At 39.2% G+C, this 26,545-nt stretch carries 26 protein-coding genes; 7 read left to right on the top strand and 19 right to left on the bottom strand.

Annotated elements, in window-relative coordinates:
* From L650_RS0101965 to dapA, 9 genes are all read right to left on the bottom strand, one after another.
* On the bottom strand, positions 1-625 hold a 625-nt coding region (locus tag L650_RS0101965; protein ID WP_029771995.1), incomplete at its 3' end, for a glycosyltransferase family 2 protein.
* The gene (locus L650_RS0101960; protein WP_029771994.1) at positions 618-983 is read right to left on the bottom strand and encodes a hypothetical protein; all 366 of its coding nucleotides are present in this window, start codon (positions 981-983) and stop codon (positions 618-620) included. The genes L650_RS0101965 and L650_RS0101960, both read right to left, overlap by 8 nt.
* Positions 967-2,337, bottom strand: coding sequence for an AMP-binding protein (locus L650_RS0101955; protein ID WP_128081035.1), 1,371 nt, complete (start codon positions 2,335-2,337; stop codon positions 967-969). Before L650_RS0101955 ends, L650_RS0101960 begins: the two co-directional genes overlap by 17 nt.
* Positions 2,324-2,728 carry a hypothetical protein gene (locus L650_RS0101950; protein WP_223230511.1) on the bottom strand — a complete coding sequence of 135 codons (405 nt, stop codon included), beginning with the start codon at positions 2,726-2,728 and terminating at the stop codon, positions 2,324-2,326. The genes L650_RS0101955 and L650_RS0101950 overlap by 14 nt, the downstream gene beginning before the upstream one ends.
* 164 nt (positions 2,729-2,892) lie before the next feature.
* Positions 2,893-3,138, bottom strand: coding sequence for an acyl carrier protein (locus L650_RS0101945; RefSeq protein ID WP_004586477.1), 246 nt, complete (start codon positions 3,136-3,138; stop codon positions 2,893-2,895).
* A gap of 22 nt (positions 3,139-3,160) precedes the next feature.
* Positions 3,161-3,418, bottom strand: coding sequence for a phosphopantetheine-binding protein (locus L650_RS0101940; RefSeq protein WP_004586478.1), 258 nt, complete (start codon positions 3,416-3,418; stop codon positions 3,161-3,163).
* Positions 3,415-4,200, bottom strand: a complete 786-nt coding sequence (locus L650_RS0101935; protein WP_029771989.1) for a lysophospholipid acyltransferase family protein — start codon at positions 4,198-4,200, stop codon at positions 3,415-3,417. Before L650_RS0101935 ends, L650_RS0101940 begins: the two co-directional genes overlap by 4 nt.
* Positions 4,193-4,888, bottom strand: coding sequence for a beta-ketoacyl synthase chain length factor (locus L650_RS0101930; protein WP_029771988.1), 696 nt, complete (start codon positions 4,886-4,888; stop codon positions 4,193-4,195). Before L650_RS0101930 ends, L650_RS0101935 begins: the two co-directional genes overlap by 8 nt.
* Before the next feature lie 119 nt (positions 4,889-5,007).
* Entirely contained in the window at positions 5,008-5,925 is a 918-nt protein-coding gene (gene dapA, locus L650_RS0101925) for a 4-hydroxy-tetrahydrodipicolinate synthase (RefSeq protein ID WP_029771987.1), read from the bottom strand.
* 172 nt (positions 5,926-6,097) lie between these two features.
* On the opposite strand from dapA, the gene L650_RS0101915 reads away from it, so the two are divergent.
* Positions 6,098-6,751, top strand: a complete 654-nt coding sequence (locus L650_RS0101915; RefSeq protein ID WP_024031799.1) for a DUF6058 family natural product biosynthesis protein — start codon at positions 6,098-6,100, stop codon at positions 6,749-6,751.
* Positions 6,752-6,868: 117 nt separating this feature from the next.
* Here L650_RS0101915 and L650_RS0101910 read toward each other — a convergent pair whose 3' ends face one another.
* The 3 genes from L650_RS0101910 to L650_RS0101900 all read right to left on the bottom strand — a co-directional run bounded on the left by L650_RS0101910 (position 6,869) and on the right by L650_RS0101900 (position 9,364).
* Positions 6,869-7,156 (bottom strand): putative quinol monooxygenase, encoded by a 288-nt coding sequence (locus L650_RS0101910; RefSeq protein WP_004586483.1) that lies wholly within the window; start codon positions 7,154-7,156, stop codon positions 6,869-6,871.
* A gap of 64 nt (positions 7,157-7,220) precedes the next feature.
* On the bottom strand, positions 7,221-8,036 hold the full coding sequence (gene dkgB, locus L650_RS0101905; RefSeq protein ID WP_004586484.1) for a 2,5-didehydrogluconate reductase DkgB: 816 nt from the start codon (positions 8,034-8,036) through the stop codon (positions 7,221-7,223).
* A 155-nt stretch (positions 8,037-8,191) separates the two neighbouring features.
* Entirely contained in the window at positions 8,192-9,364 is a 1,173-nt protein-coding gene (locus L650_RS0101900) for an MFS transporter (RefSeq protein WP_004586485.1), read from the bottom strand.
* A 114-nt stretch (positions 9,365-9,478) separates the two neighbouring features.
* On the opposite strand from L650_RS0101900, the gene L650_RS0101895 reads away from it, so the two are divergent.
* Both L650_RS0101895 and L650_RS0101890 read left to right on the top strand, forming a co-directional pair.
* Entirely contained in the window at positions 9,479-10,360 is an 882-nt protein-coding gene (locus L650_RS0101895) for a LysR family transcriptional regulator (RefSeq protein ID WP_029771986.1), read from the top strand.
* 266 nt (positions 10,361-10,626) lie between these two features.
* Positions 10,627-11,670, top strand: a complete 1,044-nt coding sequence (locus L650_RS0101890) for a metal-dependent hydrolase (RefSeq protein WP_029771985.1) — start codon at positions 10,627-10,629, stop codon at positions 11,668-11,670.
* Between the two features lie 187 nt (positions 11,671-11,857).
* On the opposite strand, the gene L650_RS0101885 is transcribed toward L650_RS0101890, so the two are convergent.
* Entirely contained in the window at positions 11,858-12,124 is a 267-nt protein-coding gene (locus tag L650_RS0101885; RefSeq protein WP_024031803.1) for a hypothetical protein, read from the bottom strand.
* Positions 12,125-12,348: 224 nt separating this feature from the next.
* Here L650_RS0101885 and L650_RS0101875 point away from each other — a divergent pair, with 224 nt between their 5' ends.
* Both L650_RS0101875 and ykgO read left to right on the top strand, forming a co-directional pair.
* Positions 12,349-12,612 (top strand): type B 50S ribosomal protein L31, encoded by a 264-nt coding sequence (locus L650_RS0101875; protein ID WP_029771984.1) that lies wholly within the window; start codon positions 12,349-12,351, stop codon positions 12,610-12,612.
* Positions 12,612-12,746, top strand: a complete 135-nt coding sequence (gene ykgO, locus L650_RS0101870) for a type B 50S ribosomal protein L36 (protein ID WP_004586489.1) — start codon at positions 12,612-12,614, stop codon at positions 12,744-12,746. The genes L650_RS0101875 and ykgO overlap by 1 nt, the downstream gene beginning before the upstream one ends.
* Before the next feature lie 51 nt (positions 12,747-12,797).
* Here ykgO and L650_RS0101865 read toward each other — a convergent pair whose 3' ends face one another.
* Entirely contained in the window at positions 12,798-13,184 is a 387-nt protein-coding gene (locus L650_RS0101865; RefSeq protein ID WP_029771983.1) for an OsmC family protein, read from the bottom strand.
* Between the two features lie 200 nt (positions 13,185-13,384).
* The gene (locus L650_RS0101860) at positions 13,385-13,774 is read right to left on the bottom strand and encodes a cytochrome b562 (RefSeq protein WP_029771982.1); all 390 of its coding nucleotides are present in this window, start codon (positions 13,772-13,774) and stop codon (positions 13,385-13,387) included.
* 526 nt (positions 13,775-14,300) lie between these two features.
* On the opposite strand from L650_RS0101860, the gene L650_RS0101855 reads away from it, so the two are divergent.
* Both L650_RS0101855 and L650_RS0101850 read left to right on the top strand, forming a co-directional pair.
* Entirely contained in the window at positions 14,301-17,153 is a 2,853-nt protein-coding gene (locus L650_RS0101855; protein ID WP_029771981.1) for a TonB-dependent receptor domain-containing protein, read from the top strand.
* Between the two features lie 561 nt (positions 17,154-17,714).
* Positions 17,715-20,561, top strand: a complete 2,847-nt coding sequence (locus L650_RS0101850; protein WP_029771980.1) for a TonB-dependent receptor domain-containing protein — start codon at positions 17,715-17,717, stop codon at positions 20,559-20,561.
* Positions 20,562-20,666: 105 nt separating this feature from the next.
* On the opposite strand, the gene L650_RS0101845 is transcribed toward L650_RS0101850, so the two are convergent.
* The 4 genes from L650_RS0101845 to L650_RS0101830 all read right to left on the bottom strand — a co-directional run.
* Complete coding sequence (locus tag L650_RS0101845; RefSeq protein WP_029771979.1) at positions 20,667-22,445, bottom strand: sugar phosphorylase; 1,779 nt, start codon at positions 22,443-22,445, stop codon at positions 20,667-20,669.
* Positions 22,446-22,469: 24 nt separating this feature from the next.
* On the bottom strand, positions 22,470-23,693 hold the full coding sequence (locus L650_RS0101840) for a hypothetical protein (RefSeq protein WP_029771978.1): 1,224 nt from the start codon (positions 23,691-23,693) through the stop codon (positions 22,470-22,472).
* Positions 23,686-25,431, bottom strand: coding sequence for an HAD-IIB family hydrolase (locus L650_RS0101835; RefSeq protein ID WP_029771977.1), 1,746 nt, complete (start codon positions 25,429-25,431; stop codon positions 23,686-23,688). The genes L650_RS0101840 and L650_RS0101835 overlap by 8 nt, the downstream gene beginning before the upstream one ends.
* A gap of 136 nt (positions 25,432-25,567) precedes the next feature.
* On the bottom strand, positions 25,568-26,545 hold a 978-nt coding region (locus tag L650_RS0101830; protein WP_029771976.1), incomplete at its 5' end, for a uracil-xanthine permease family protein.

Raw genomic sequence — 26,545 nt, 5'->3', positions numbered from 1 at the left:
ACAAGCCATTTTCTGGGTAAATAACCTGGCTTGGTAAAAAAACAAATGGAACGTTGCGCCAATATAGCCTAACCAGTATTTCTGGATCAAAGTCCATACGCTTACCGAGATTAACCTCACTTATAAGCTTATTAGTCACATTTAAAGGGTAGACTCTAAAACCACACATTGAGTCCACAATTTTAAAGCTGAGCGTTTCTATCCATACCCACACATGGGTTAAATAACGTGCTAAGTAACGGTGCTTGGGAACCGATTCATCATACACTGGGCAACAACTAATTAATGCCTGTGGGTGTGTGTTTGAAAGCTCAATCAACTTTTTGATATCTGATAAATTATGTTGCCCATCTGCATCTACTTGTATTGCATGGCTATAACCTTGCTCATACGCGCAGCGCAATCCTGTTTGTACCGCACCACCTTTGCCTTCATTTTGCTCATGCGATATAAGAGTGAGGTGGGCATATTTTTTCTCAAGAGTAGCAAAAAGAGATTTAGCCTGCACACTACTGGCATCATCAACCATTATTATTGGCAGCGTATACTCAGTTAACGTTGCAAGTACTTCATCTATAACACTTACATGATTAAAATTAGGTATAACAATACAAAAATTATTCATCTGTATCACTTTTAAACACTATACGCCCAGAGGCGTGTTGGCCTTTATCTGATTGATACGAAAAGCCATACTTACCGCCAGGCTTTTCTTCTACAGTTAATTTAATTGTTAGACCAGGGGTAATAACAACCTGAAACTTAAGCACTTCAATATCTTTTACTTCACGTTTAACATTAAAGTATTTTCGCACGGCATCTACGGCCCAATCGAGCTGCACTACACCTGCTAAAATAGGGCCTTGACTAAAGTGACCTTTAAAATAATCTAAACTTGGCGGTATAAAAAGCGTTAGGCAATGACTCTGTGTTGACGATACACAGTTAACAAGTTCAGGCTTTGTGTTAATCAGCTTTGACAAAAAGAGACTCCAATACTTTTAAATTTATTTTAGCTTGCGTGTTGTAGGGTAAATGATTTAGAAAACGCCATTTTTTAGGCGTACAGATCCCTTCAAAACGATTCAATGTATGTGTTTTTAAAAGCGTATTAGTCGCTAACTTTCCATTGGCGTTTAAATATGCTCGTCCTTTATGTGTAAGCACTATAACAGCGCCTAATACTAAACGTTTCCCATTTAGCATTATTACTTTAGCTTCCTGTACCCACTCACTTTTGCATAAATGTAGCTCTAGTTCGTCAAGGCTTAAGCGTTTTTCTTCAAGCTTTATAATACGGTCAAAACGACCTAGTAATTCAAATCGGCCATTTTTAAATAATGTACCTCGGTCATCTAATAAATAGTTTGTTTGCTCAACTAAAGGCGAATTCAACACTAATCGTTGTTCAGAGGTACTGTGTAATGTGATCCCTAAAAATGGTTGCCAATGACTAACATTCTCTAAAGACACAACCTGACGATATGCAATTCCGCCAGTTTCGGTGCTGCCAAATACTTGAGTAATGGGTTTATTTAGCTGTTTATTTAAAGTGACAGCGTCTTCATTTTGAAGCGGCCCACCGGATGAGAAAACCCACTGTAAATGTGACTTTTCTTCTATTAAAACGTTATCTTGATGCAGCCGCTTTAGCTGTGCCGGACTGGATATAAACACGGCCTGTGTAATTGTTTTAAGTTTAGTAGCAATATGTTCGGGGTAGTTAAGCAAGTCTGTATCAATTATGTGGTTATTGCTAAGCGGCCATAACACTCTAAATAACAAACCGTAAATATGCTGATGCGAAACACTTGCAATAAATACAGGATTACGTTTTAAAGCAAACGTACTGTTGAGCGTTTTTATCTCTTTATTAAGCACTCGCCACGATTTAAAAATAGGCTTAGCTTGACCTGAAGAGCCAGAAGTATAAAAAACAAGGTTACCTTCACTCGGCCAAGCAATTTTATTGAACGGTGTGTAGTTAGGTGTAGTTGTTAAATTACCAATATTTTCAAATGGCGTAGTCGCATGTTCGACTAAATCACTATCGCCCAAATAGTAAGGGGTTTGCTCTAAAAGCGCATTGAGTGTTTCGCTTTGACCATTAGGCGGTAAAATTATAGTCCAGCCTTTATGCGCCAATGCAAAAAGGTTTACAGCAAAATCATAGCTACTACTGTTGAAAAGCACTGCCGATGCTTTAGTAGGCGATTGCGGAATTTTAGCCAAAACTTGATTAATATCATTAACAAATTGACGCTCAGATAACGCTGAGCCATTATGATTAAATCGAATATTTATGCTTGCGTTATCTAAAGTATTAAACACCTGCATTCCTTTTTACTTTTTTCCTTACTAACCACTCTACTGCAAATAAAACACCCATAATAATGTATGCAATAAAACCGTTATAAAATGCCCACACATCAAGAGCTGTAAACACACTAGTGTATAACGCTATACTGGCGTTAAAAACAAAAAAAACGCACCATATTTTAGTTACATTTTTAGTGTACGAAATGGCTCTTTTATCAAGCTTTGGCTCAGTGATACGCGCAAACGTTTCTATGATACTTGGACCTTTATAAAGCGAGTAAGCAAAAACAAAAAACATAACAGTATTTACAATAACCGGATAAAGCCGAATACCAAAATCACTGCCCATCGTTTTAGATAAGCCAATAGCTAAAATTCCAAGTAATGAGGCTGGCTTTATCCATGGCATTTTAGCTAATAAAGGCTTGCTTAACCAAAGCCTTATTATTAACAGTGTTAATAAAATCACAGTGATTAAATAACTGTTGAAACGTGTCAGCCCTATATAAACAATGAAAGGGTAACAGGTTAAAAAAATCATTATTAACGCTGTTAAAAATGCCTTAAACATGCTTATTTAACGAGCTTTTCTATTTCAGATACAACATCTTGCACAGTCCGAACTTGTTTAAATGCGTCAGGCTCAATTTTCTTACCTGTAATTTCACGTAACTTAACAACTAAATCTACAGCGTCAATACTGTCTAAGTCTAAATCTTCGTACAGGTTAGCTTCTAAAGAGATATCTTCAGCATCTATTTCAAATTCATTTTCTAAAATGCCGTGTAATACATCATAAATTTCAGCAGCGGTTTTCATTATTATTCCTAGTGTGTGTTAATTAAGTACGTGATTGTTCTATAAATTGCGCTAAAGAGTTAACACTCGCAAAATGCGCTTTAGTTTGTTCTGAATTTGCATCAATTTTTACGTCAAATTCTTTTTTGATAGCAAGCCCGAGCTCTAGCGCATCAATGCTATCTAGCCCTAAACCATCTACAAATAAAGGCTCGTCGTCTTTTATATCGGCAGTGGTCATATCTTCAAGATCTAGGCTCGAAATAATCAATTGTTTAATTTGTTGTTTTAATTCACTCATATATAGCTAAGCTCTTTTGTAAAGTATTGTTGTAAGCCTTTCGTAAGCTGGCGGGACTGTATTGCAGGTACGTCGCTTGTATAAATAATATCGCTTTTGAAAGAATGTGGTGCTAGTTGCATAGAAAAATGCGCTTGGTATGGGGCTACTTTGTACCAAGGCGTCCCTTTAGTTAACGTATTAGGTTTCATTTTAATCAATACGGTGGTTATAGGGGCATGACATCTAAGGGCTATATTTGCAGCCCCTCTTTTAAATTTAAGCGAATTATGAGGTACTGAACGTGTTCCCTCAGGAAAAACAATTAAGTTATTCCCTCTTTTTAGTGTTTGCTCGCATTCTTTTAATAATTCTTGCGGGTCTTCATTGCTTATATAACCTGTACTTTTTATCACACCACGCATAAAAGGGTTTTTAAAAAGGTGTGCTTTTACAACGCAATCAACATTTTTAATAACCGATATAAGTACCACAACATCAATAAGTGATGGGTGATTAGCCAAAACAAGCTCGCCTTTCAAATTAGCTAAATGGGCTTTATCTTTAATATGAAAACGGATAGCGCCAGTATAATGCATTAAAGCGACAAAAAATTTAAAGCTATAATGCACTACCGTACGCGCATCTTCTTTTTGCTTTACAGGACAGCGTTGAAATAAACGTTGAACGGGGAATAGTAGTAAGGCTAAAAATAGCCCACCCAAACCAAATACACTAAAACAAAGGCCAGTGGCTATAATGCGCCAAACAAGGCCTATTACTCTTATTATTGTATTAAGCATAGTGTGTTAACAACCAACCATTAGCACTGGCGCTTTGTTTGTTAAACACTGCTTTAGCAAGCTCTAAACTTAAAGGAGTAGTTGTTTGTTCGCTATTGTTAGTGGCTTGTTTAGTTAAACTAAAATGAGCTTCTTTTTCTGTAGCTAAACGTATAACTAACGCAATAGAATGTGTTATTTGTGCCTCATCAACAAATGTTGTGTACGGCTCTGGGAGTGACTCATCTGTATGCACAAGTAATATATGTGGTTGTTTATACTCAACCAACTTTATATATGCTTCAATCAAAGCGCAAGCAAAGCTATCCTTACCCGCTGCGATAGCGTTCATAGGTTGGGTGTTACCGCTAATAATGCTATACATACCAATCGCAGCGTTGTGCACACTTAAACCAAAGCCTGTCGGAGATAGAGGTTGTTTCTCACCAAGCTCTCCTAATAAATTAGCTGTTTTATGGAAATCGCCATGGCGTGATGAAAAAATAACAGGCATGTTTTCATACCCTTTATCATTTGTAACCTGGTGCGCAGTATGTAAAACCATTTTTACAAATGGTGTCATTCTTCTGCGCTGCATTGCAGGTACCCAACTTAATGTAATTGGTGATGAGTCGTACCAATTTTCAGAGGGGCTTTGTCGCTGTTCAGGCTTAATCCATGTAGCGAGTTGTTCAACAACAAATTTCACAAATAAACGTTATTTAGTAAGTAAGGGGGCGAGAATTTTACCGATATTAGCAATAAAAGTAAAATATTCATTAAATAAATGCCAGCACTTACTAACTGTTCAGCGCTGGCTCATATAACCTAAGAAAGCAAAGCAATATCACTTTGTTTTATACACTTAGCTTTATTGCCCACAATATCATCAACGTTAAGCGCGTTTATTAAGGCCTCGCCTTGTGCTTGTTGCTCATCGCTCAGTGGCACATACGGTAATCTAAATACGGGATTTACCGCGCCTGTCATCATCATTGCGGTGTTTATTGCAATCGGGTTTGGCTCGCAGAATAGCCAGTTCATTAAAGGTTGTAATGAGGTATTTAACGCATCATTTTTAGTATCCATTAACTGGCGGAACAACCCTGGTATAAGATTAGATGTGACCGATATAACACCGTGTGCATTGTGTGTGTGACGTGCATCGTGTGCTTCGTCATCGTTACCTGACCAACACGCAATGCCTTGCTGTTCGTAATGAGCAATACGCTCGTTACCACCACATTCTTTTACACCAATTAAATTAGGGTGTTTTGCTAATGGCTCAATAATATCAGGGGTTAAATCTTGCCCTGTGCGCCCTGCTACGTTGTAAATAAACGCAGGGCCAATATCCAGTACACGTTTAAAGTGCTCGTTAACACCAGCAATAGAAGTGCGGCCATAATATGGGTTAATTTGCAGCGCGGCATGCATACCACTTGCAAAGCCATACTTAGTGGCTTTAATAGCTTCGCGGGTATTATTGCTACCCGTATTCCCTACAATCACCAGCTTATCGCCATATTTATTTGCACTGTGCGCGATAAGCATTAAATGCTCTTCCCAGTTCATTAGCTGGCCTTCGCCGGTTGTACCACCAACCACAATGCCATCTACACCCGCTGCAATTTGTATTTCAACGAGTTCATCGTACTTTGCTAAATCTATTTCGCCATTCGCTAAGTATGGGGTTTTAATGGCGGTAATTAAGCTTGCTTGTTTAATTTGTTCTAGGGTGCGCATAAAAATTCATTATTTATAAAACTTGCGCTATTTGTAACATACTTGCACGCATTTTTGCAGGCCTAAGCGAATAATAAACGTAAAATGGCTTGTGTTATTTAGTTTGATAATACAAAATACAAATACTGTACATTTAAACAGTGTTTGTGTTTTTAACTTTAAGCGAGCCATTATGCGTTTATCTGACTACTTAGCCACTCATTTTTATAACACCGATGAGCTTTGCCATGCTTTAAATATTGATGCCGAGCAACTAGATACATGGCAGCAGCAAAGTATTTTTCCTAAACCAAGTTATTGTATAAAAAGCCAATTAAGTTGCAGCTCGTACTCTGGTTTGTATGAATGTGAAGAGTACGATGACTATTACCCGCGCGGCTGTGTAAATTGGGGGCAAGGGCTAATTAAACAAAAAATTGAATCCTCAAGCAATGCCTTTAATTACTTTGCGCAGCAGTACACGGCAAGCCTGAGTAAACTTGCCCAGCAAGGTTTTATTTTTAATGAAGAATTATTTGGCTGCGAAATAGACGAGCATTTACAGCAAGTGTGGCAACAGTTTTTATGCAGCAAATACGGCGTACTGACACAAAACGGTTTAATTGACGAAATAGTATGTGTGGATATAGGCCGCTTGCTGGTAGACGATATTACTGAATTGCGCACTAAAGGAAGTTTAAATCAACAAGAGCGTACGCAGCTTCACCCCGCGATGAAATTACTCAATAAAGCATTAGGCCACGGCGCCGATCACGAAAAACAACACACATTACGTGCCCGTTACATAGATGCACTTATTTTAAAGTACGATTTATCGATTAAATAAAATGGCTGAGGTTTTAATACGAGGTGGGTATTTAAAAGACTAAGTAACGCAAATGGCGATGTATGCTTACGCCGCCACTGTATTTTACTCATTAACCAATATTAAGAGTGCTTTTTACTAGCCGATGGTGTTGTACACATCAATATTACTGCTTGTTACAAGCCCGGTAACTTGGGTACCAAATGCTTTGTAGTGAGGCTCTTGTTTATGAGCTTCAAAGTGTTCTTGCGACGCCCACTGCTCACTTACAAGGTACTCGGTATTGTCTGAGTCTCGTTTAACCGACAACTCGTAACGCAAACAACCCACTTCTTGACGTGAATACTTTTGCAGATTTTCGAGCGCAGTTAAAACAACCTCTGCGTCGATATTTTTGCTCGCTATAGTGGCAATTACCGTTAACATACGGAGTCCTTTTAAAAAATAAAGGTGCAGCTTTGCTACACCTAATGTTGTTTTGCGTATTTTATTACTGATCCCACTGCGGCGCAAAATCAGGCGTTGCTTGGCGGTCGCCACAATCAAGTCCGTCAATACGAGCAATGTCTTCAGCGTCTAATTTAACATGGTCATTAAAGTTATCTTCTAAGTTTTTACGCTTAGTTGACGATGGAATAGTGGTCATGCCGTTGGCATTAATCCATGCAATAACTACTTGCGCTGGTGATGCCTCATGCTTATTAGCAATATCAATAATAGTTTGATCTTTTAGTACTTTACCAACTACAAATGGCATATACGCTGTAACGTGAATATCGTGCTGGGCACAAAAAGCGCGTAGCTTAGTATTGGTTAAATACGGATGCACCTCAACTTGGTTAGTAAATATTTCACGCGAATCAAGTGTTTGCATTGCTTCGTTTAAGTTGGCAATAGTAAAATTAGATACGCCAATATGTTTTGTTAAACCAAGCTGCTTAGCTTTTAAAAGCTCCGTTAGGTACTCACTCATTGGCTCATCATTTGAAGGCGCAGGCCAATGAATAAGCAGTAGATCGACAGAGTCTACTTGTAATTTCTCAAGTGACTTTTCAACGCTGGCAATAAAGTCAGTTTTGTTAAGTTTGTTGTTCCACACTTTGGTGGTTAAAAATATTTCGCTGCGCGGAATATTACTATCTTTTATGGCTTGGCCTACTTGCTCTTCGTTACCATAAATTTGCGCAGTATCAATATGACGAAACCCCACTTCTAACGCCATTTTTACTGAATTGTAGGCGGTATCGCCTTCTAAACGGAATGTTCCCATGCCTAAATCTGGCATTTCTATTACACGTTGTGTCATGGCTCTATCCTTATAAAATAATCGGTTAAAAATACAAACTGTTTAAAGTTTTACGAAATACACCTTTTACTTCTTTTGTGTTGTCACCTAAAAATTTATGACCTCAATACAGGTAATGAGGTCATAAATTTAAGTTTCAACCTTAACAGAATACTTTATGCTTGTTTCACTTCTCGCTTATCAAGCATGCCACTGTAACGAGTTACTACTAATGCTAGAGCACAAATTGCTGCGCCAATCCAAGCGGTATCTTGAAGTGACATGCCCTCTACTACACTGCCACCAATAATTGAGCCCAGTGCTATACCAATATTAAACGCTGCTATGTTTAAGCCCGATGCGACATCTACCGCATTAGGAGTATGCTTTTGCGCCTGTTTTACTACATAAAGCTGTAAGCCCGGTACGTTACCAAACGCAAATGCACCCCATACTAAAATAGTCAGTACGGCCGCTACTTTTGATTCCATCGTAAAAGTAAAAGCCAATAAAATAATTGTCAGCGCGCTAAATATAATACTCAGTGCGCTAATTGGGCCGCGTTTATCAGCCAGTTTTCCGCCCCAAATATTACCAATGGCTACCGATACACCGTAAACCAGCATAATTAAACCAATCGCTGAAGGAGCAAAACCTGTTTCTTGCTCTAAAATAGGTGCTAAGTAAGTAAACGCAGTGAACGTGCCGCCGTAACCTAAAATTGTCATTAAATATACGAGTAATAAGCGCGGCTTAACAATAACCTGAAGCTGCTCTTTAAACGTTGCCGGAATAGACTGTTTTAAGTTTTTTGGTACTAAAATAGCACTGCCAATTAAAGCGATTAAACCCAGTACCGATACCACTAAAAACGTTGCTCGCCAGCCAAAGTGTTGGCCAATCCAAGTGCCTAGTGGCACACCCGTCACTAGCGCTACAGTAAGTCCGGTAAACATAATAGCAATAGCACTGGCTTCTTTATCTTTGCTTACTAAGCTTGTGGCAATCATTGAGCCAATTGAGAAAAACACCCCGTGAGCCAAGCCTGTTAAAATACGCGCTAGTATTAGTGTTTCGTAACTAGGCGCTTGCCATGCAAGTAAGTTACCTAAAACAAATAAGCCCATTAAGCTTATTAGTACAATTTTACGGTTCCAACGCCCAGTTAGTGCGGTCAGTACTGGTGCACCAATGGCAACCCCTACTGCATATAAACTAACTAGCAAACCCGCTGAAGGTAGGCTTACGCCTAAATCGTTTGCAATAGTTGGCACTAATCCCACTATTACGAACTCGGTTGTTCCTATTGCAAATGCGCTTAAAGTGAGCGCCCACAAAGCCAATGGCATAATTAAATCCTCACTATTAGTTAAGACTTACAGTTTGACTAAAAATGTGTTTGCAAAAAATAGCATTAGTGACAAAATACTTTTGTACTTAATGCAAAAGTAAGGTGCTCACGTATGGCTCAGCATGCAAAAACCGAAGACTTAGAAATGTTTTTAACGGTAGTAGATAGCGGAAGCTTTTCAGCAGCAGCTAATTTGCTTGATCAGCAAGTAGCAAAAGTGTCGCGGGCCGTGTCTCGCCTTGAAAACACGTTACAATGTACATTACTAAATAGGACCACTCGCCGATTAGAGCTAACCGAAGAGGGCCATACCTTTATCAAATATGCTCGCGATGGCTTAAACACCTTACAAACCGGCGAAGAAGCAATAAAGCTTTTAAAACAAGCCCCTAGTGGAAAATTACGTATTGATGCAGCAAGCCCCTTTGTACTACACCAATTGGTACCTTTAATTGCTGAATTTAATACGCAATACCCCCACATTACGCTTGATATAACCTCCCACGACAGCATTATTGACTTGCTCGAACATAAAACCGACTTAGCAATTCGTATAGGCGAGTTAAAAGACTCCAACCTACATGCAAAAAAGCTCGGCGTAAGTGAATTGCATTTAGTTGCAAGCCCTAGTTACCTTAAAAATACACCGACTATTTCGCACACCAGCGACTTAACCCAGCATAGACTCATTGGTTTTACCGACTCGCCCAAACTTAATAACTGGCCGCTAAAATCGCCCACAGCTTTAAATTTTGGCTTAACCGNCGGCGAGACTGTACGCCAGCTATGCTTGGCAAACCAAGGGGTGGCGCTGCTTTCGCACTTTATGATTGGTGGTGATTTAAAATCAGGCAAGCTAATAGAAATACTGCCAGGGAGTATTAGCACGCCAAACAACCGCGAAATTGTGCAAGCGGTGTATTACAAAAACAGTGCTGTATCGTCGCGTATAATGGCTTTTTTAGATTTTATAAAACCACTGCTGAAATTATAAGTGACGTTTTTATACCAAACGCTTAATTAAGTAATCTATATTGTGACTGGAAAAACGTGTTGATAGCTAGGCAAAAAATTGGCTATTTCGTTGTTCTCGGCAATTGCTACTGCATTGCTCTACCTTCTGCATCCATGCAGTCGTAAATTAAAATTTTTTAACGCAGGTAGCGACACGTTTAGCCCCGCAATATGATTAAGTATTATTGTGGATTGGTATTAAGCCCAAGGGCAGCATAACTAACACCCTAAATAAAAAGGAATAAAATGGACTCGTTAACGCAGGTAGTTTTAGGTAGCGCAGTAGGTTACGCCGTATTAGGTAATAAAATTGGCCGAAAAGCCGCTTTATGGGGTGCTGCTTTAGGTACTTTACCCGACTTAGATGTTTTTATTCCTTATGGCGGGCCAGTGGAGTCATTTACTTATCATCGCGGTTTTAGCCATTCGTTTATTGTGCACTTATTAATTAGCCCCCTTATTGTTTGGCTTATTTTAAAAATACACTCCGGCATGCAAATACATAAAGCGCGCTGGTTTTGGCTGGTATTTTTATGTTTATCGACCCATGCATTACTTGATAGCTTTACAGTATATGGTACGCAATTAATATGGCCGCTTAGCGAGCACCCTTATGCTATTTCAAATATATTTATAATTGATCCCCTGTACACCTTGCCGTTATTGTTGGCCTTTCTGTGCACTTTAATACCTAAAATACATACACCGCGCATTTATAAAATTAACGCCGCTATGCTTGTGCTCAGTAGCCTTTATTTATGTAGCTCTCTTATTTTAAAAGTAATAATTAACAATAAAATAGACGCCGCGTATGCACATAAACACATACACATTAATAACTATGTAAGCACCCCCGCCCCGCTTACAACCTTGCTATGGCGAGTTGTAGCGATGTCTGATGGGCAATATTACATAAGTTATGCCTCGGTATTTGACTCCCCTGAAGAGGTTACAATAAACCGCTATAACACAAGCCCCGCTTTGCTAAACGATATTAAAAATGAATGGGGCGTACAACGCTTACAATGGTTTACTAAAGGTTTTTATAGCGTGAAAGAGCAGCAAAATAAAATTGTTTTATCCGACTTACGTATGGGCATGGAGTGTTATTACGTATTTAATTTTGCAGTTGGAGAAAAAACTAACAAAGGAGTGCAGGTAAGCAACTTTGAAAAACTAAATCAGCGCTCAAATTTAAGTAGCCTAAGTAAAGTGTGGGGTAGAATTTGGAACCCTGATGTCAGTTTAGCCCCGCCCTATGCAGACAAAAACTGTATGAAAATGCCTTAACACTCTGATTATAATTGCATTCATTAATCTGAGCTGGCGTTAAAATATTTAAGTTTGCTTTCGCTAGCTAAAATTTTAAGTGAAACAAAACAAATTAGCAGCTTGAAATAGATTTATTATCCAAAGCTCAGGTTGGTGGTTAATTAATAAGGCGCAGCTAAGTGAATGTTTAACCGGCGCCTAAGTATTAATTTTGGTGTTCGTATTGGCCGCGGTATACCTCAAACACTTTTAAAACAGTGTGCTGTTCTTTATTTAGATTATCAAACCAATCGTCAAATAGTTCGTCGTTATCTTGCTCACTTAACGCCATATATTGTGCTAATAGCTCAATAATATCGTTGTGTGTACAGTCTATTGGATTAATTTGCTCAGATAAGACTGTGTGATCGCGCTCTCTAAGGGTTTCCATCACCCCTTGGTCTATTTGTTCTTGTTGTGCTGCGTCGCTCATAGCTTACCTCTAAACCGTAAAAATTTTCTTGTTAACACTTTTTATATAGTTATAACAGCCTAAAAACTAATAGCCAGTATTTTTGGTTTAAGTGGTTATTTTTTGAATTGTTTGCGCAATTAGCCAGCAAAAACGTCAGTAAATGAGAGTAAAAATCATTTGCACGAATACCGTAAACGCGATAACCTATAGTTATATTATCACATAACACCTTGAGGCGTATTATGAAACCTAATATCCATCCAGATTACAACGTGGTTGCTTTTCACGATACAGCTGCCGATAGCTACTTCATTATTGGCTCTACCATTAAAACAGGCCGCACTATTGAGCTTGAAGGGAAAACGTATCCGTATGTGCCTATTGATGTGTCTAGCGACTCACACCCATTTTATACTGGTAAGCAAAAAACAGTGGCTAGTGACGGCCGTGTCGCGCAGTTTAACCGTCGCTTTAAAAACTTATCTACTGCCAAAAAAGGTGAATAATGAAAGTATTAAGCTCGCTTAAAAGCGCTAAGCAACGACCAGGATGTCAAATAGTGAAGCGAAAAGGACGTGTTTTTGTAATATGTAAAGACAATCCACGTTTTAAAGCAGTACAAGGAATGAAGAAAAAATAACACTAATTCCGTGAAGTATACGGGTAAACGAACCATGTTTACCCGTATTTTTTATTTAACAACTACAGAAAACTCAGGTTGGGCCTGAATCACTTTTTTAACAGTACACGTATTAACCGCAGCAATAAGTGCTTTTTTATATTTTTGAGGAAAGCCATCTGGTAAATTAATTTCGATAGAAAATAATTTTTTACCTTCTTCATCTACGTTTTCATTATTTTGCGTAAGCGTCATCCCTTGTGTAGAGATATCGCGTTGCTCACAAAATTTACGTGCATAAAACCCAGCACATAGCACCATGCTTACTAAGAAGTAGTCAAACGGTTCTGGGTGTTCGGCACCGCCACCAGCACTAATACTTTGATCGCTTATTACTTCAAGGTCGCCAAATTTTGCACTTTGTTTTTGACCCTCTAACAATGACACTGAAATTTCCATTACTATTCCTTAATTAATCTGCACCCTAGATAAGAGCTTTACTAAAATATTGAAAAATGAGCATTCAAACTTTTTAATCTGCAGCTATACATTTTATTAAAACATCACAAATCTGCGCATCAATAATGCGCTACTGCGAAAAAGTTAGCATATGTAGCGCTGAAATAACTGCTCGACATTAATTTACAAAAAAGCTGAGGTTAATTACCAAACAATAAGTCAAAAAAACCTGGAGGCTCGTGCAGCTCATGATACTTCTTGCGTAAATCATCTATATTTTTAAGGGCTGGCTTTGCTGCATCAAGCCCGCGCTCATTCGCTAATTTTTTTGCCAACTTTGCTTGCGCAATAACTTTATCTAGCCCTTGTAGCGACATTTGTGCTTCTTTATGAAAGGTCGCTTTTTTACTGGTTTCAACCAAAGTAATAAACTTATCTATGGCGGTATTAAAGCCACCTATACCTACTGCTTGCACCGCATTTTTATATGCAAGGCCTGTATTTTTCATATTAACTTCGAGATCAACTTCTTGCTCTGAAAAGGCCGCAGTACTGAATACAAAAGTAAAAATTAAAACTAAAAACTTCATGGTAAAACCTATTTATAAAAAACAGTATAAGTGTATCAAGTTTACGTAATAAAGTAACTCAAGGCGCATAGGAAGCTAGATAACTGTAAAGGGGCTTTACAATAAACGAGTAAGTAACAAGTAGTACCTTTATAAATGTAACTAAACAGTAAACACAAATAATACACCTTAAAAAGACACCCCATAAAAGGGACAATAGAAATTAGCACCGCCTAATAAAAACTCAAAAATATCAATACAAATACATGAATTACCTATATTAAATACAATTTAAAAACAGTGGCAACAATTTCAATTAAAAGAACAATCTTATTTTAAAACAAGGGTTAAGCATGTTTTTTTCATTTAATTAACACTGTATTTGGGCTTATTTTATTGTGATTTCAGCGAAAATTAGTTGTTCCCATATACATCCATGTTAATTGTTAACGTGCAATGTAAATAATAAATAAACAGCTCGTAGTAATTAATACACATTGCACAAGAGCTGTACCTAAAATCACAAGTAATCATCTAGGGAATTTCAATGAAAACGTTTAATATAGTCTCTCACAGTATTAAAGCTGCACTTTGTCTCTCAACTGCAGGTTTAGCATTTTCATCATTAGCGGCAGAAGAGGATGAAAAAAAATTAGAAAGAATAGAAGTAACAGGTTCTAAGATCAGCCGTGTAGGCGCAATAGCCCCCGCCCCTGTTACCGTTATCTCTGGCGAAGATCTTATTAACACCGGCGCAGTTAATATTGGTGAAGCCTTAAACAAATTACCAGCGTTAGGTAATACATACTCACTTGCAAACTCAGGCAGGTTCATTGGTACTGCCGGTTTAAATATTCTTGATTTACGTAATATGGGTACAGACCGTACCTTAGTACTTGTTAATGGTAAGCGCCATGTTTCAAGTTCTGCGGGCTCTCAATCAGTCGATACGAATACTATTCCAAGTGTATGGGTTGAGCGCGTTGAAATAGTTACCGGTGGTGCATCGGCCGTTTATGGTGCGGATGCGGTAACGGGCGTAGTTAACTTTATCTTAAAAGACAACATTGAAGGCTTAAACGTAAGTGTGACTAAAGGGGTTTCTGATCTAAGTGATTATAACAACGAAAAAGCCACTTTTTCATATGGTAAAAACTTTGATAATGGCCGCGGTAACGCAGCATTTGCAGTTGAATACTCTGGTCAAGACTCATTAAACGCACTTGATCACCCGTGGACAGACGGCTCTTACTCAAGTTTACGCAACCAAGCACAAACTGATGCTAATAAAGATGACCCAAACTTTCCTGATAAAATTTACACACCAAATGCAGGCTACTATGCAATTAATAACGCAGGCGTATTTAGCGTAGGTAACGGCTATGTAAATACGTTTAATCCAGATGGAACACAGCGTGATATTTATATTGGTGACAATGTTGATGGACTACTGTGTGCCGATTGTGACTCGTTTAACCTTGCACAATTTGATGAAATACAACCTGAATTTGAAAGATACAATGTTAATTTCAAAGTCAACTATGACGTAACAGAAGACTTAAATGCTTATTTTGAAGCAAAATACGTCAACAGTGAAGGTGAAAGCATTGGTCAACCAGCATTCTTCTTTGGCGATCCTAGAAATACAATCAGTATAGATAACCCATACTTAGATGACAGCGTCAGAACATTAATGGAAGAGGCTAATGATGGTGAAGGCGTCGACTCGATTAATGTTTTACGTATGATGACAGATTTAGGTCGTCGTATCGAAAATAACACGCGTGAAACCACGCGCTTTGTAGCGGGTTTAAAAGGAACAGTTTTAGAAGATTGGGATCTAGATGCTTCAGTGGTTCGTGGTAAAACCGAACTTGAGCGTGTAAATGGCGCTAATATGATTTTAGATAACTATTCTTTCGCGCTTGATGCAATTGAAGATGACGAAGGCAACATTGTATGTCGTAGTGAAGCTGCACGTGCTGACGGCTGTGTGCCTGTAAACATTATGGGTTTTGGCGCACCTAGCCAAGAAGCCATTGATTATATTAATACCGTATCGACCGGTACTTCTGAAATCACACAAACAGTGGTTTCAGCTTCACTGGCAAATGGTGCACTTTTTGAAGTACCGGCAGGTTACGTTGGTATGGCATTTGGTGTTGAATACCGTAAAGAAGAAAGTGAAACAATTGAACCTGATAACGCTGAGGGGACTTTCTTCAATGCTTTAGGTGAGGATAAGGGCGAATTTGATGTAAATGAAGTTTTTGCTGAGGCCACTATTCCTTTAGTCTCTGATCTTCCTTTTGTTCAAGATTTAGTACTGGATGCAGCTGTGCGTTACGCTGATTACAGCACTATTGGTGATGCAACAAGCTGGAAGCTTGGCTTAGATTGGACTGTTAATGACCAAGTACGCTTGCGATTTACACAGTCAGAAGCACTAAGAGCGCCTAATATTGGTGAAATTTTTGGCGCACCTAGCCAAACTTTCTATAACGTAGATGATCCTTGTTTAGCCGATAACTTAAATGATTTACAAAATAGCGACACTCGCCGTGCTAACTGTGCTGCGCTTGGTGTACCAGTTGGCTTTGAATCAGACTACGATTCACAAACACTTGAAGGCTTACAAAGTGGTAACCGTGATGTTAAAGGTGAAGAATCAACAAGTACAACGATAGGTTTAGTGTACCAGCCTGATTTCATTGAAAATGCAGTATTAACGCTAGATTACTGGAAAATAGAACTAGAAGATGCGATTTCTACAATTGCATCTCAAGAAATTCTGGATCGCTGTGTCGACAGCACTTCAGGTATTGAAAATCAATACTGTGATTTAATAACGCGTGATGCAAACAGTGAAATTACGCTAATTCAAAACTCAGTTCTAAACGTATCAGGCCAAGAAGCTTCTGGTATTGATTTTGAACTTGCTTATGACTTTGATGCCCTTGAGGGTAGCTTTGCAACCCGTTTAATTGGTACTTACTTAATTGAACGTAAAGAGTTCCCATTCCAAGATGAACCAGAAGAGTTCATTGAATATGCGGGTACAACTGGCGAAGCTGAGTGGCAAGCTAACATTAATATAGAGTATAGCTACGAGCGTTTCTACACCTCTTTAAGCACTCGCTATATTGAACAAGTGAGCTTATACACAGAGCAAGAACTTGAAGACAACCCTAACCCTAGTAGCTTAATGAACTATGGCACTTATATTATTTCAGATATAACAGTAGGTTATAACTTTGATAATGGCATGGGTGTTAAATTAGGCGTAGATAACGTATTTAACAGAGAGCTTCCATACGGTACACGTGGTACAGGTAGTGGTAGTGCAAGTTACGATAATATTGGCCGTTTTGGCTATGTAAACTTATCATACGATTTTTAGTTTTTAACCCTCCCTAGAAAGGCCCTTAATTGGGCCTTTTTTATTTTTTAGATGAAATTTACTCAATTTATTGTTTTTAGAAACATATAACTGTTTCATCATGTTACTTTTTCGGGGCCAACCGACACAAAGTAATTACATTAAAAACACATTAAAGCTCATTTTCAACTCAGTAGTTCAATTTACGAGCAAAACATAGTTAAGCCCCACGCCAACTTCAAAGCCATTAAAAGATTAAAAAACAAACCAATAAATCAACCAAACGTAAACACACCTGTAAAACAACAACAAATGTAACACTAAGCCCTTTTAACCCTCATTACCATTAACAAAACCCGAGTGATTTATTGTTGCGTTAATACTAACAAGCGGCAACTTTAGACAATTTAATAAAGAGTTAACTTACTGAAAAAGCGAAAATTACGACGCTTCTATTCATTGTTTCAGCATGCAATAATCGCCGGCCCTATAACAAAAGTTATAGGGCTTAGGCTAAATGCACTGTGTATTTAGCTAAAAGATAATGTATTTAATTATTATAAAATCTCCTTTGGGAAACACATGAAACGTCATAATTTACTTTCTACTAGCATTAAATGTGCATTGATTACTGCTGCTGCAACAGCGAGTAATTCTGTGCTTGCACAAGATGAGCAAGCGACAAAAATCGAACGCGTTGAAGTAACGGGTTCGCGTATTTTACGTGAAGGCGCTATTGCGCCGGCACCAGTAACAGTTATAAGCGGCGAGCAGCTAATTAATACTGGCGCTGTAAACATTGGTGAAGCGCTAAACAACTTACCAGCACTTGGCAATACATATTCAATGGCTAACTCAGGCCGCTTTATTGGTACAGCTGGTTTAAACATTCTTGATTTACGTAACATGGGTACCGACCGTACCTTAGTACTTGTAAACGGTAAGCGCCACGTATCTAGCTCAGCTGGTTCTCAAGCTGTAGATACAAATACTATTCCGAGCGTCTGGGTTGAGCGAGTAGAAATTATTACTGGTGGTGCATCAGCTGTATACGGTGCTGATGCGGTTACAGGTGTTGTCAACTTTATATTAAAAGACAACATTGAAGGTATGGATTTTAGCGTTACCCGTGGTTTTGCCGATTTAAACAGCTACAACAACGAAAAAGCAACGTTCTCGTACGGCTCTAATTTTGATAACGACCGTGGTAATGCCGCTTTTGCTATTGAGTACTCAGGCCAAGATTCATTAAATGCACTTGACCACCCTTGGACTAGCACATCTTTTAGCAGCTTACCTAACCAAGCCCAAACGGATGAGAACAAAAATAGTGCTGACTTTCCTGATAAAATTTTAACACCTAATGCGGGTTATTTCGCCATCAATGATGCAGGTGTTTATGCACTTGAAGATCCAAGTAAATTTATTAATAGCTTTAACCCGGATAGCAGTGCTCGTGACTTATACATAGGCAATAACGCAGATCCATATTCATGTGCAGAATGTGACTTTTTTAACCTAGGCCAATTTGAAGAAATACAACCTGAGTTTGAGCGTTACAACGTAAACTTTAAAGTTAACTACGATGTTACCGACGATTTAAACGTCTACTTTGATGCAAAATACGTAAACAGCCAAGGCGAAAGCATAGGTCAACCTGCGTTTTTCTTTTTTGACAGCGACAACAGCATTAAAATTGATAACCCTTACCTAGACCCAGATATCAAAGCGCGTATGCAAGAGGAAGGCGTTGATTCAATCATGATAAACCGCATGATGAGTGACCTTGGCCGCCGCGTTGAAAATAATACCCGTGAAACAACCCGATTTGTTACAGGCTTAAAAGGGACAGTGTTTGAAGACTGGGAATTAGATACATCAGTTGTGTATGGTCAAACTGACTTAGAGCGCGAAAATGGCGCTAATATGATTTTAGCCAACTACTTTAATGCCCTTGATGCCGTTGAAGATGCAGATGGCAACATCGTATGTCGCAGCGCTGCAGCACAAGCTGATGGCTGTGTACCGGTTAACATTATGGGTTTTGGCGCACCATCTCAACAAGCGATTGATTACATAAATACGGTCTCTGTAGGTACATCAACTATTAAGCAAACCGTGGTTTCTGGTTCACTTGCCAATGGCGCTATTTTTGAATTACCAGCAGGTTACGTAGGTGTTGCATTTGGTGCTGAATACCGTAAAGAAGAAAGCGAAACAAAAGAGCCAGATAACGCTGAAGGTACATTTTTTAACGCTTTAGGCGAAGATAAAGGCTCGTTTAATGTGCGTGAAGTATTTTTTGAAGCAACTATGCCTATTTTAACTGACTTACCGCTTATTCAAGATTTAGTATTTGATACCGCAGTACGTCATGCTGATTACAGCACAATTGGCGAAGCAACTAGCTGGAAACTAGGCCTTGATTGGACTGTTAACGATGAACTACGTGTGCGTGTAACGCAATCTGCAGCACTTCGTGCGCCTAACATAAGTGAAGTATTTGGTGCAGCAAGCCAAACTTTCTACAATGTAGAAGACCCGTGCCGCGCTGAAAACATAGCTAATTTATCAAATGCAGCAACACGCACTGCAAACTGTGCTGCATTAGGTGTTGCAAGTGACTTTAACTCAGGTTACGACTCAGCCTCTTTAGATGGCTTAACAAGCGGTAACCGTGATGTTAAAGGTGAAGAGTCAACAAGTACAACGGTAGGTATTGTCTATCAACCAGAGTTTTTAGAAAACGCTGTGCTTACTATAGATTACTGGGAAATTGATCTAGAAAATGCAATTGACACAATCGACGCGCAAGAAATTCTTGACCGCTGTGTTGATAGCACTACAGGTATAGACAATCAGTACTGTAATTTAATTACACGTAATGCCAGTGGTGAAATTTCACTGATTCAAAACTCAGTGCTTAACGTAGCTGGTCAAAAGGCGTCTGGTGTTGATTTTGAACTAGGCTATGACTTTGATGCGCTTGAAGGTAGCTTTAAAACACGTTTAATTGGTACTTACTTAATTGAACGTAAAGATTACCCGTTCCAAGATGATCCTAGTTCATATATTGAGTACGCAGGTACAACCGGCGAAGCGAAATGGCAGACTAACCTATCTGTAAGCTATGCAATGGATAACTTTTATTCAACGGTTGAAACACGCTTTATCAGCGAAGTTGATTTATACACAAATGTAGAGCTTGCGAGTAACTCGAACCCAAGTAACCAAATGTCTTACGGTAAATACTTTATTACCGATATGACAGTGGGTTACAACTTCGATAGCGGCTTAGGCGTTAAAGTAGGTGTTGATAACCTATTTAATCGTAAACTTCCGTACGGTACACGCGGGACAGGCGAAAACAGCGCAAGTTACGATAACATTGGCCGCTTTGGCTACATTAACTTAAGCTACAGCTTATAATTAGTAACAACGTTTATTAATTAAGTTAAAGGCTCGCACTGCGAGCCTTTTTATACCAATGCGCTTAATTAAGTGAGCTATTTTACAAATTGGTATTACTGCACTTTATTTAATATTACTTAACCATACACTTTGATATGGCTCTAGCTCTATAGTGAGTTGATCCTCGGTAATTGTTTCATTAGCCACTAAATCAAACCACTGCTGGGTGTTAATTAAATTTAAATCTGCAAGGGTAAGTACTTGTGGTTTATCACTTATGTTATAAACGCAAAATATACTTTGGCGCCTGTCTATACTTTGCCGCCAAAAACCAAATAACCCCCCCGCTAAGTGCAGCGTAAATTGCGTGGCATTAGGATGAAATGCACTTTGTTTTTTTCGAATACCTAATAAATGCTTAATACCATTAAACACTTTGTGATGATGGCTATATTTATCACCTAAAGCCGATAATAGTTTTGACTCTTGCCAACGATGACGGTTAATTGCACGGTTATGCTGTGAGTTTTCAAAGCGTTCGTAATCGTTCGTTGTGCCAAGCAAGCTATGAATATAAAGCCCTGGGATCCCTTCAAGCGCAAACATAATGGCGTGTGCACACATAAATCGCTCAAGGCCAAACTTATCTTGCCCATTGTGCGTGCCTTGTAATGCATCAAAAAGTGCAATATTTAGTTCATACGGTGTGTGCGTACCATCGTTACTGGTGCGCATTGATACACGCCCGCCAAACTGCATAGACGTACTCACCAATGACGCTACTTCGCTTGGTTGTAACAAACCTTCTATTGGCCTAAGCCCAATGCCATCGTGCGAGGCAATAAAGTTAAAGTATGTGGTGCCGTTTTGCGCAGGCGGCATACTCATCATCCAATGCTTAATGGCTGTGCTATCTCCACTGAGTAATGTATGCAGTAATAAGGGCGGTAAGGCAAAGTTATAAATACTGTGGGCTTCGTTAGCGTTACCAAAGTAAGAGAGGTTTTCTTGGTTTGGTATGTTTGTTTCGGTAATTATGACAACGCTTGGCTCAGTATGCTCTATTAGGGTGCGAATAAGCCTAACTGCTTCATGCGTTTGCGGTAAATTAATGCAATTTGTATTGAGCTGCTTCCATAAAAATGCAACCGCATCTAGCCTAAACAAACGTACGCCGTTATCTAAATAATGGCGAATAATACTTATAAACTCTTTTAAAACTTCCGGGTTACCAAAATCAAAATCAACTTGATCGTGGCTAAACGTACACCATACATGTTTTTCGCCGCTTGGCGTGGTTACCGTATTTAATAGCGGTGACGTACGCGGGCGTACTACATTAGATAAATCATCGGTTAAACTTGCCGTTTTAAAGTAATCTTTGCCGGGGTCTAAATCGTTTAAAAAGTTTTCAAACCATACACTTCGGCTAGAGCAATGATTAATCACTAAATCTGCCATTAGCTTTACATCTTTGGCGATATTTTTTATATCTTGCCAGTCCCCTAGCGATTCATTTACTTGCACGTAGTTCATTACCGCAAAGCCTTCATCAGAGCTATACGGGTAAAATGGCAATATATGCAAAGCATTAAGCTGCATATCGCACTGCTCTTTTATAAACCGGTGCAAGGTTTTAAGCGGTGCTTCTACAGGTTTTGCAACAGCTTGGTCTCCCTCATCGTGCTTAATAATAGAGTCGCCATAGGCTATTAATATAATATCTTGCTCGTCCCAACGGTTAGTATGGGGTGTAGGGTCGCGCAGCGGGCTGTCGCCTAAAATTATAGTTATAAGCTGCTCAGCCAGCTCTGTAATACTTAAGGGCAGTACAACATCTTTATAAATAATATGTAGATGTTGCTCTACCCGCTGTAAAAATAATTCACTTACTGTATTCACACGCGCCCCTTGTTATTGTTTTATTTATTCACTAAATTCTTTATTATCAAGATCAACCGCTTCTCTTAAGCGCTCAAAAACATCTGGCATGGCTGATACAACACGGTTCCAACTTGGCACAAATGGCGCTTCCATTGGGTTATCTAAAAAGTGCTGACCTGCTTCCATAACATTTTTGGCAAACATTTCTACGGCCTTTTCCTCTTGGTGCACATCTAAGGTTAAACCATTCATCAGTGCATCGTTATGATACGTTTCTATAAAGTCTAAACCAATACGGTAGTAAGTTGCTTTTAAAGAACGGATGGTTTCGCTGGTAAAAGTAACCCCTTGAGTGGCTAATTTTCTAAATAGTGCCTTGGTTATGTCTATCGACATTTTAGATAAACCGGCGTTTTGGTCATCAAGAGAAAGTTCCTGGTGCTTATGATCGTAATTATCAGCAATATCCACTTGGCATAAGCGATTATGCGAATAATTACGGTACATTTCACTTAGTACGCCAATTTCAAGGCCCCAATCACTCGGAATACGAATATCATTTAGCACATCACGTCTAAACGAAAACTCCCCTGCTAACGGGTATCTAAAGGTATCCATGTACTCAAGGTAGTCGGTATTGCCTAAAATAGTTTTGAACGAGCGTAATAACGGCGTTACTAATAAGCGCGATACTCGGCCATTAATTTTGCCGTTTGCAGTACGTGGGTAAAAGCCTTTACAGAATTCATAATTAAAACGCGGGTGCGCTACAGGGTAAATTAAGCGCGCTAACAAACCTCTGTCGTAAGTTAATATATCGCAGTCGTGCAGGGCTATCGACTCTACCTCTGAAGTAGCCAATTTATAACCCATGCAATACCACACGTTTCTGCCTTTACCAAGTTCACGCGGTGCAACGCCTAGCTCTTGTAATTCTTTATCAAGCGCTTGCAAACGGGGACCATCATTCCAAAGCACTTTGTGGTTTTGGTTAAGCTCTTTAAAAAAGCCTAAAGCATGGCGGTATTGTGACTCGTCGGCCCTGTCTAAACCTATGGTAATTTGCGATAAATAAGGAACCTCTCTGAGTTCTTTTACAATGTTTTGCAGCGCTGGGCCTTCAAGCTCACTAAACAACGAAGGGAGTATTAACCCCATTGGCCGTTGCTTACTAAAACTAATTAGCTCTTCTTCAAGCGCTTCTACCGGTCTATCGGCGATATTGTGTAAGGTTGTGATGATGCCATTTTGATAAAAATCAGCCATGTGATTTTCGCTCCTCAATAGTATTTAAAATGCTGCTAATACAAGGCAATGTGGTTATTTCTTCAATCCAACCCAGTGGAGCGGGCGATTGCGAATAACGCGCCTTGTTATGTGTTAACTTAACCGGCTTTTTACTGCTTGGGTTATGTATGATAATGGCGATATCAGCTTGCTCTAGCATCTGCTTATCGTTGTCACTATCACCTAGTGCAATTACCGTGAGAGGCTTTCTAAAATGTTGTGAAATTTGTTTAACTAACCACTGCTGTGCAGCGCTTTTATCGGTGTTTTTAGCAATATGTATAAACCGCCCGCCTATTTTTATGTCGTAGCCGAGAGCTTTAACATCGTTTACAAACGCATTAAGTAATTCATCGCTTCCGTGCCAATAAAGTGGGTCTGAAAAATCGCGTGTTTGAGCGCGCCTTGCATGTGCTTCATCAAGCCCGGTGAGGGATGATATTTGCTCGCTCGACAAATCACTAAATAACTTATAATGCGATTTATATTCGCTGCTTAAGGAGTCTAAATCACTAAGTAAGTTAGATAAGGGTGATGCAAATGCATAACACCAATACGCCCCTACTTGTGTGCAGCCAATGGGTTTAAGCTCAAAATAATCTACGGGTAAATAAGCAGCCGCGCCATTTTCAACAATAAAAGGTTGTTGAATATTAAGCTCGTTTTTAAGTTCAACCACTTCGCAAAATGTTTTACTCGTATTAAACACCACAGGAATGTGGGCTGCTTGTAAATCTTGCAGCAAGCTACTGATATTTTTAGTGTTGTAATCGGCGTGATCGAGTAACGTGCCATCTAAGTCGGTAAATATAATAGGTTGCAGGGTATCGTCGCTGGTTAAGTGCATAGCACTAATATCTCGATTACTATCAAGCTCTATAAGGGCGTTAGCTTTAGCGCTTAGGGTGTTTAAGTTTTCGCGAGTAATACGCTCAAAATGAGAAATAAAGTGCACCAGTTGCTCATCACTCATGGTGCCATCACCCTCGCCTTTAGTGGCAATAAGCTTTTGTTCTTGCTCTTGTCGCCACTTAAATACATCTTCAAAGCTCGGCGCTTTGAGCATCACCGTGTAATCTATTTTACTAAACACACTTTTGTATTCATTTGCTAGGCAACTGTTTACACAACGACGCCACACGCCTTCTTTATCGTGCTGCGTTTCTAACTCGTTTATAGGCTCACTTAAAGAAAATAACGGTTGTGGCTCACTGCCTACACACCAGCCTTCTAAAATAATAATATCAATGGGTTTATTGTTACATTGCCATGTTTGCTCGGGGCTGCAATCGTCGTGATGCTTGTCAAATTTAGGCAAAGGCACGCCAACCTCTTTTGCAAGTAACCGGCTTATGGTGGTATTCATTAACCCTACATCGTGGGTGCCAGGCACACCACGGGTGGCAAATAATGGGTGTACGTCTTTGGCAAGTCCTTGGCGGTGCGCTTTAGATAAGTAAAAATCGTCAATAGAAAGCGCGACACTGGTAAACGGCGTGTTGTTACTAAACCAAGTAACTAAAAAATCTGCGAGGGTGGTTTTTCCTGAACCTTGGCAACCATTTATGGCGACAAAAATAGGGGTGTTATTTTTTTTTGATTCTAGAATATCGTGTGCAAGCGGGATAAAAAATTGCTCACTAAGGTACTGATACTTTAAAGGCAATTGGTGCTTTGCTAAAAATGGGGTTATATCCACAATACTGGCCTCTGACATAGTAACTCCTTATATTATGAAGTAACAAATGCAGGTACTAGACCACTATTATTTTTATTTAATTATTAGTGACTTACAAAAATAGCGCAATTAGTATGCGCTATTTTGGTGCGTAAATTTTACATACAGTGCAAAATTAATCAGTTTCTGGTTCAGCTTTTGGCAATACTAGGTTAAGTACAATACCTAAAATGGCGCACAAGCTAACCCCTTCTAAGCTAAATTGGCTACCACCTATGTGCATACCGCCAATACCGCATACTAATATAAGTGCCACAATACTTAAATTACGGGGTGCAGTTAAGTCATCACCAGATTTAACCAACGTATTTAAGCCCACTACCGCAATTGAGCCAAATAACAAAATCATTATGCCGCCCATCACAGGTACAGGAATAGTTTGTAAACCAGCGCCCATTTTTGCCACAAAGGCCAGTACCACAGCTATTATTGCAGTCCACATCATTACTTTAGGGTTAAAGTTTTTGGTAAGCATCACTGCGCCAGTTACTTCAGAGTAAGTAGTGTTTGGCGGACCACCAAATAAAGAGGCAGCGGCAGTGGCTAAGCCATCCCCAAATAAGGTGCGATGTAAGCCTGGTTTTTTTAAAAAGTCTTTATTGGTTACTTGGCTAATAGCCATCATATCGCCAATATGCTCAATAGCAGGTGCAATGGCAACAGGCACCATAAAGAGAATTGCTTGCCACTTAAATTCGGGCCATGTGAAGTTTGGTACAGCCAACCAGCTGGCTTCGTTTACGCTACCAAATTCAACCACACCCATTACCAGTGATAAAACATAACCCGATATAACACCGGCTAATATAGGGATCAGCTTATATACACCTTTGCCCCACACAGCAAAAATAAGTGTTACAACAAGAGAAAACAGCGAAATAATAATGGCTTTATCGTAAGCAATAAGTTCAATACTGCCGTCGCCACTTTTACCCATTGCCATATTTACCGCAACCGGTGCAAGGGCTAAACCAATCACCATAATAACGGGGCCGACGACCACAGGCGGCAAAATTTTATGAAGTGTTGCCACTCCTTTAAATTTAACCAATAGCGCTAACAGCATATAAGCACAGCCCGCTGCCATTAAACC

The sequence above is a fragment of the Pseudoalteromonas sp. TB51 genome (assembly GCF_000498055.1).
Lineage (GTDB): Bacteria > Pseudomonadota > Gammaproteobacteria > Enterobacterales > Alteromonadaceae > Pseudoalteromonas > Pseudoalteromonas atlantica.
The sequence above is the reverse complement of the archived record's forward strand: the minus strand, read 5'-3'. Positions and strand labels throughout refer to the sequence as shown.

Bases quoted from the DNA above. Each gene is read 5' to 3' on its own strand.
- L650_RS0101835 (WP_029771977.1), bottom strand. From the start codon at position 25,431: ATGTCAGAGGCCAGTATTGTGGATATAACCCCATTTTTAGCAAAGCAC.
- dkgB (WP_004586484.1), bottom strand. From the start codon at position 8,036: ATGACACAACGTGTAATAGAAATGCCAGATTTAGGCATGGGAACATTC.
- L650_RS0101950 (WP_223230511.1), bottom strand. From the start codon at position 2,728: ATGCCATGGATAAAGCCAGCCTCATTACTTGGAATTTTAGCTATTGGC.
- L650_RS0101850 (WP_029771980.1), top strand. From the start codon at position 17,715: ATGAAACGTCATAATTTACTTTCTACTAGCATTAAATGTGCATTGATT.
- L650_RS0101860 (WP_029771982.1), bottom strand. From the start codon at position 13,774: ATGAAGTTTTTAGTTTTAATTTTTACTTTTGTATTCAGTACTGCGGCC.
- L650_RS0101955 (WP_128081035.1), bottom strand. From the start codon at position 2,337: ATGCAGGTGTTTAATACTTTAGATAACGCAAGCATAAATATTCGATTT.
- L650_RS0101940 (WP_004586478.1), bottom strand. From the start codon at position 3,418: ATGAGTGAATTAAAACAACAAATTAAACAATTGATTATTTCGAGCCTA.
- ykgO (WP_004586489.1), top strand. From the start codon at position 12,612: ATGAAAGTATTAAGCTCGCTTAAAAGCGCTAAGCAACGACCAGGATGT.
- L650_RS0101945 (WP_004586477.1), bottom strand. From the start codon at position 3,138: ATGAAAACCGCTGCTGAAATTTATGATGTATTACACGGCATTTTAGAA.
- L650_RS0101915 (WP_024031799.1), top strand. From the start codon at position 6,098: ATGCGTTTATCTGACTACTTAGCCACTCATTTTTATAACACCGATGAG.
- dapA (WP_029771987.1), bottom strand. From the start codon at position 5,925: ATGCGCACCCTAGAACAAATTAAACAAGCAAGCTTAATTACCGCCATT.
- L650_RS0101885 (WP_024031803.1), bottom strand. From the start codon at position 12,124: ATGAGCGACGCAGCACAACAAGAACAAATAGACCAAGGGGTGATGGAA.
- L650_RS0101910 (WP_004586483.1), bottom strand. From the start codon at position 7,156: ATGTTAACGGTAATTGCCACTATAGCGAGCAAAAATATCGACGCAGAG.
- L650_RS0101865 (WP_029771983.1), bottom strand. From the start codon at position 13,184: ATGGAAATTTCAGTGTCATTGTTAGAGGGTCAAAAACAAAGTGCAAAA.
- L650_RS0101855 (WP_029771981.1), top strand. From the start codon at position 14,301: ATGAAAACGTTTAATATAGTCTCTCACAGTATTAAAGCTGCACTTTGT.
- L650_RS0101900 (WP_004586485.1), bottom strand. From the start codon at position 9,364: ATGCCATTGGCTTTGTGGGCGCTCACTTTAAGCGCATTTGCAATAGGA.
- L650_RS0101840 (WP_029771978.1), bottom strand. From the start codon at position 23,693: ATGGCTGATTTTTATCAAAATGGCATCATCACAACCTTACACAATATC.
- L650_RS0101890 (WP_029771985.1), top strand. From the start codon at position 10,627: ATGGACTCGTTAACGCAGGTAGTTTTAGGTAGCGCAGTAGGTTACGCC.
- L650_RS0101875 (WP_029771984.1), top strand. From the start codon at position 12,349: ATGAAACCTAATATCCATCCAGATTACAACGTGGTTGCTTTTCACGAT.
- L650_RS0101935 (WP_029771989.1), bottom strand. From the start codon at position 4,200: ATGCTTAATACAATAATAAGAGTAATAGGCCTTGTTTGGCGCATTATA.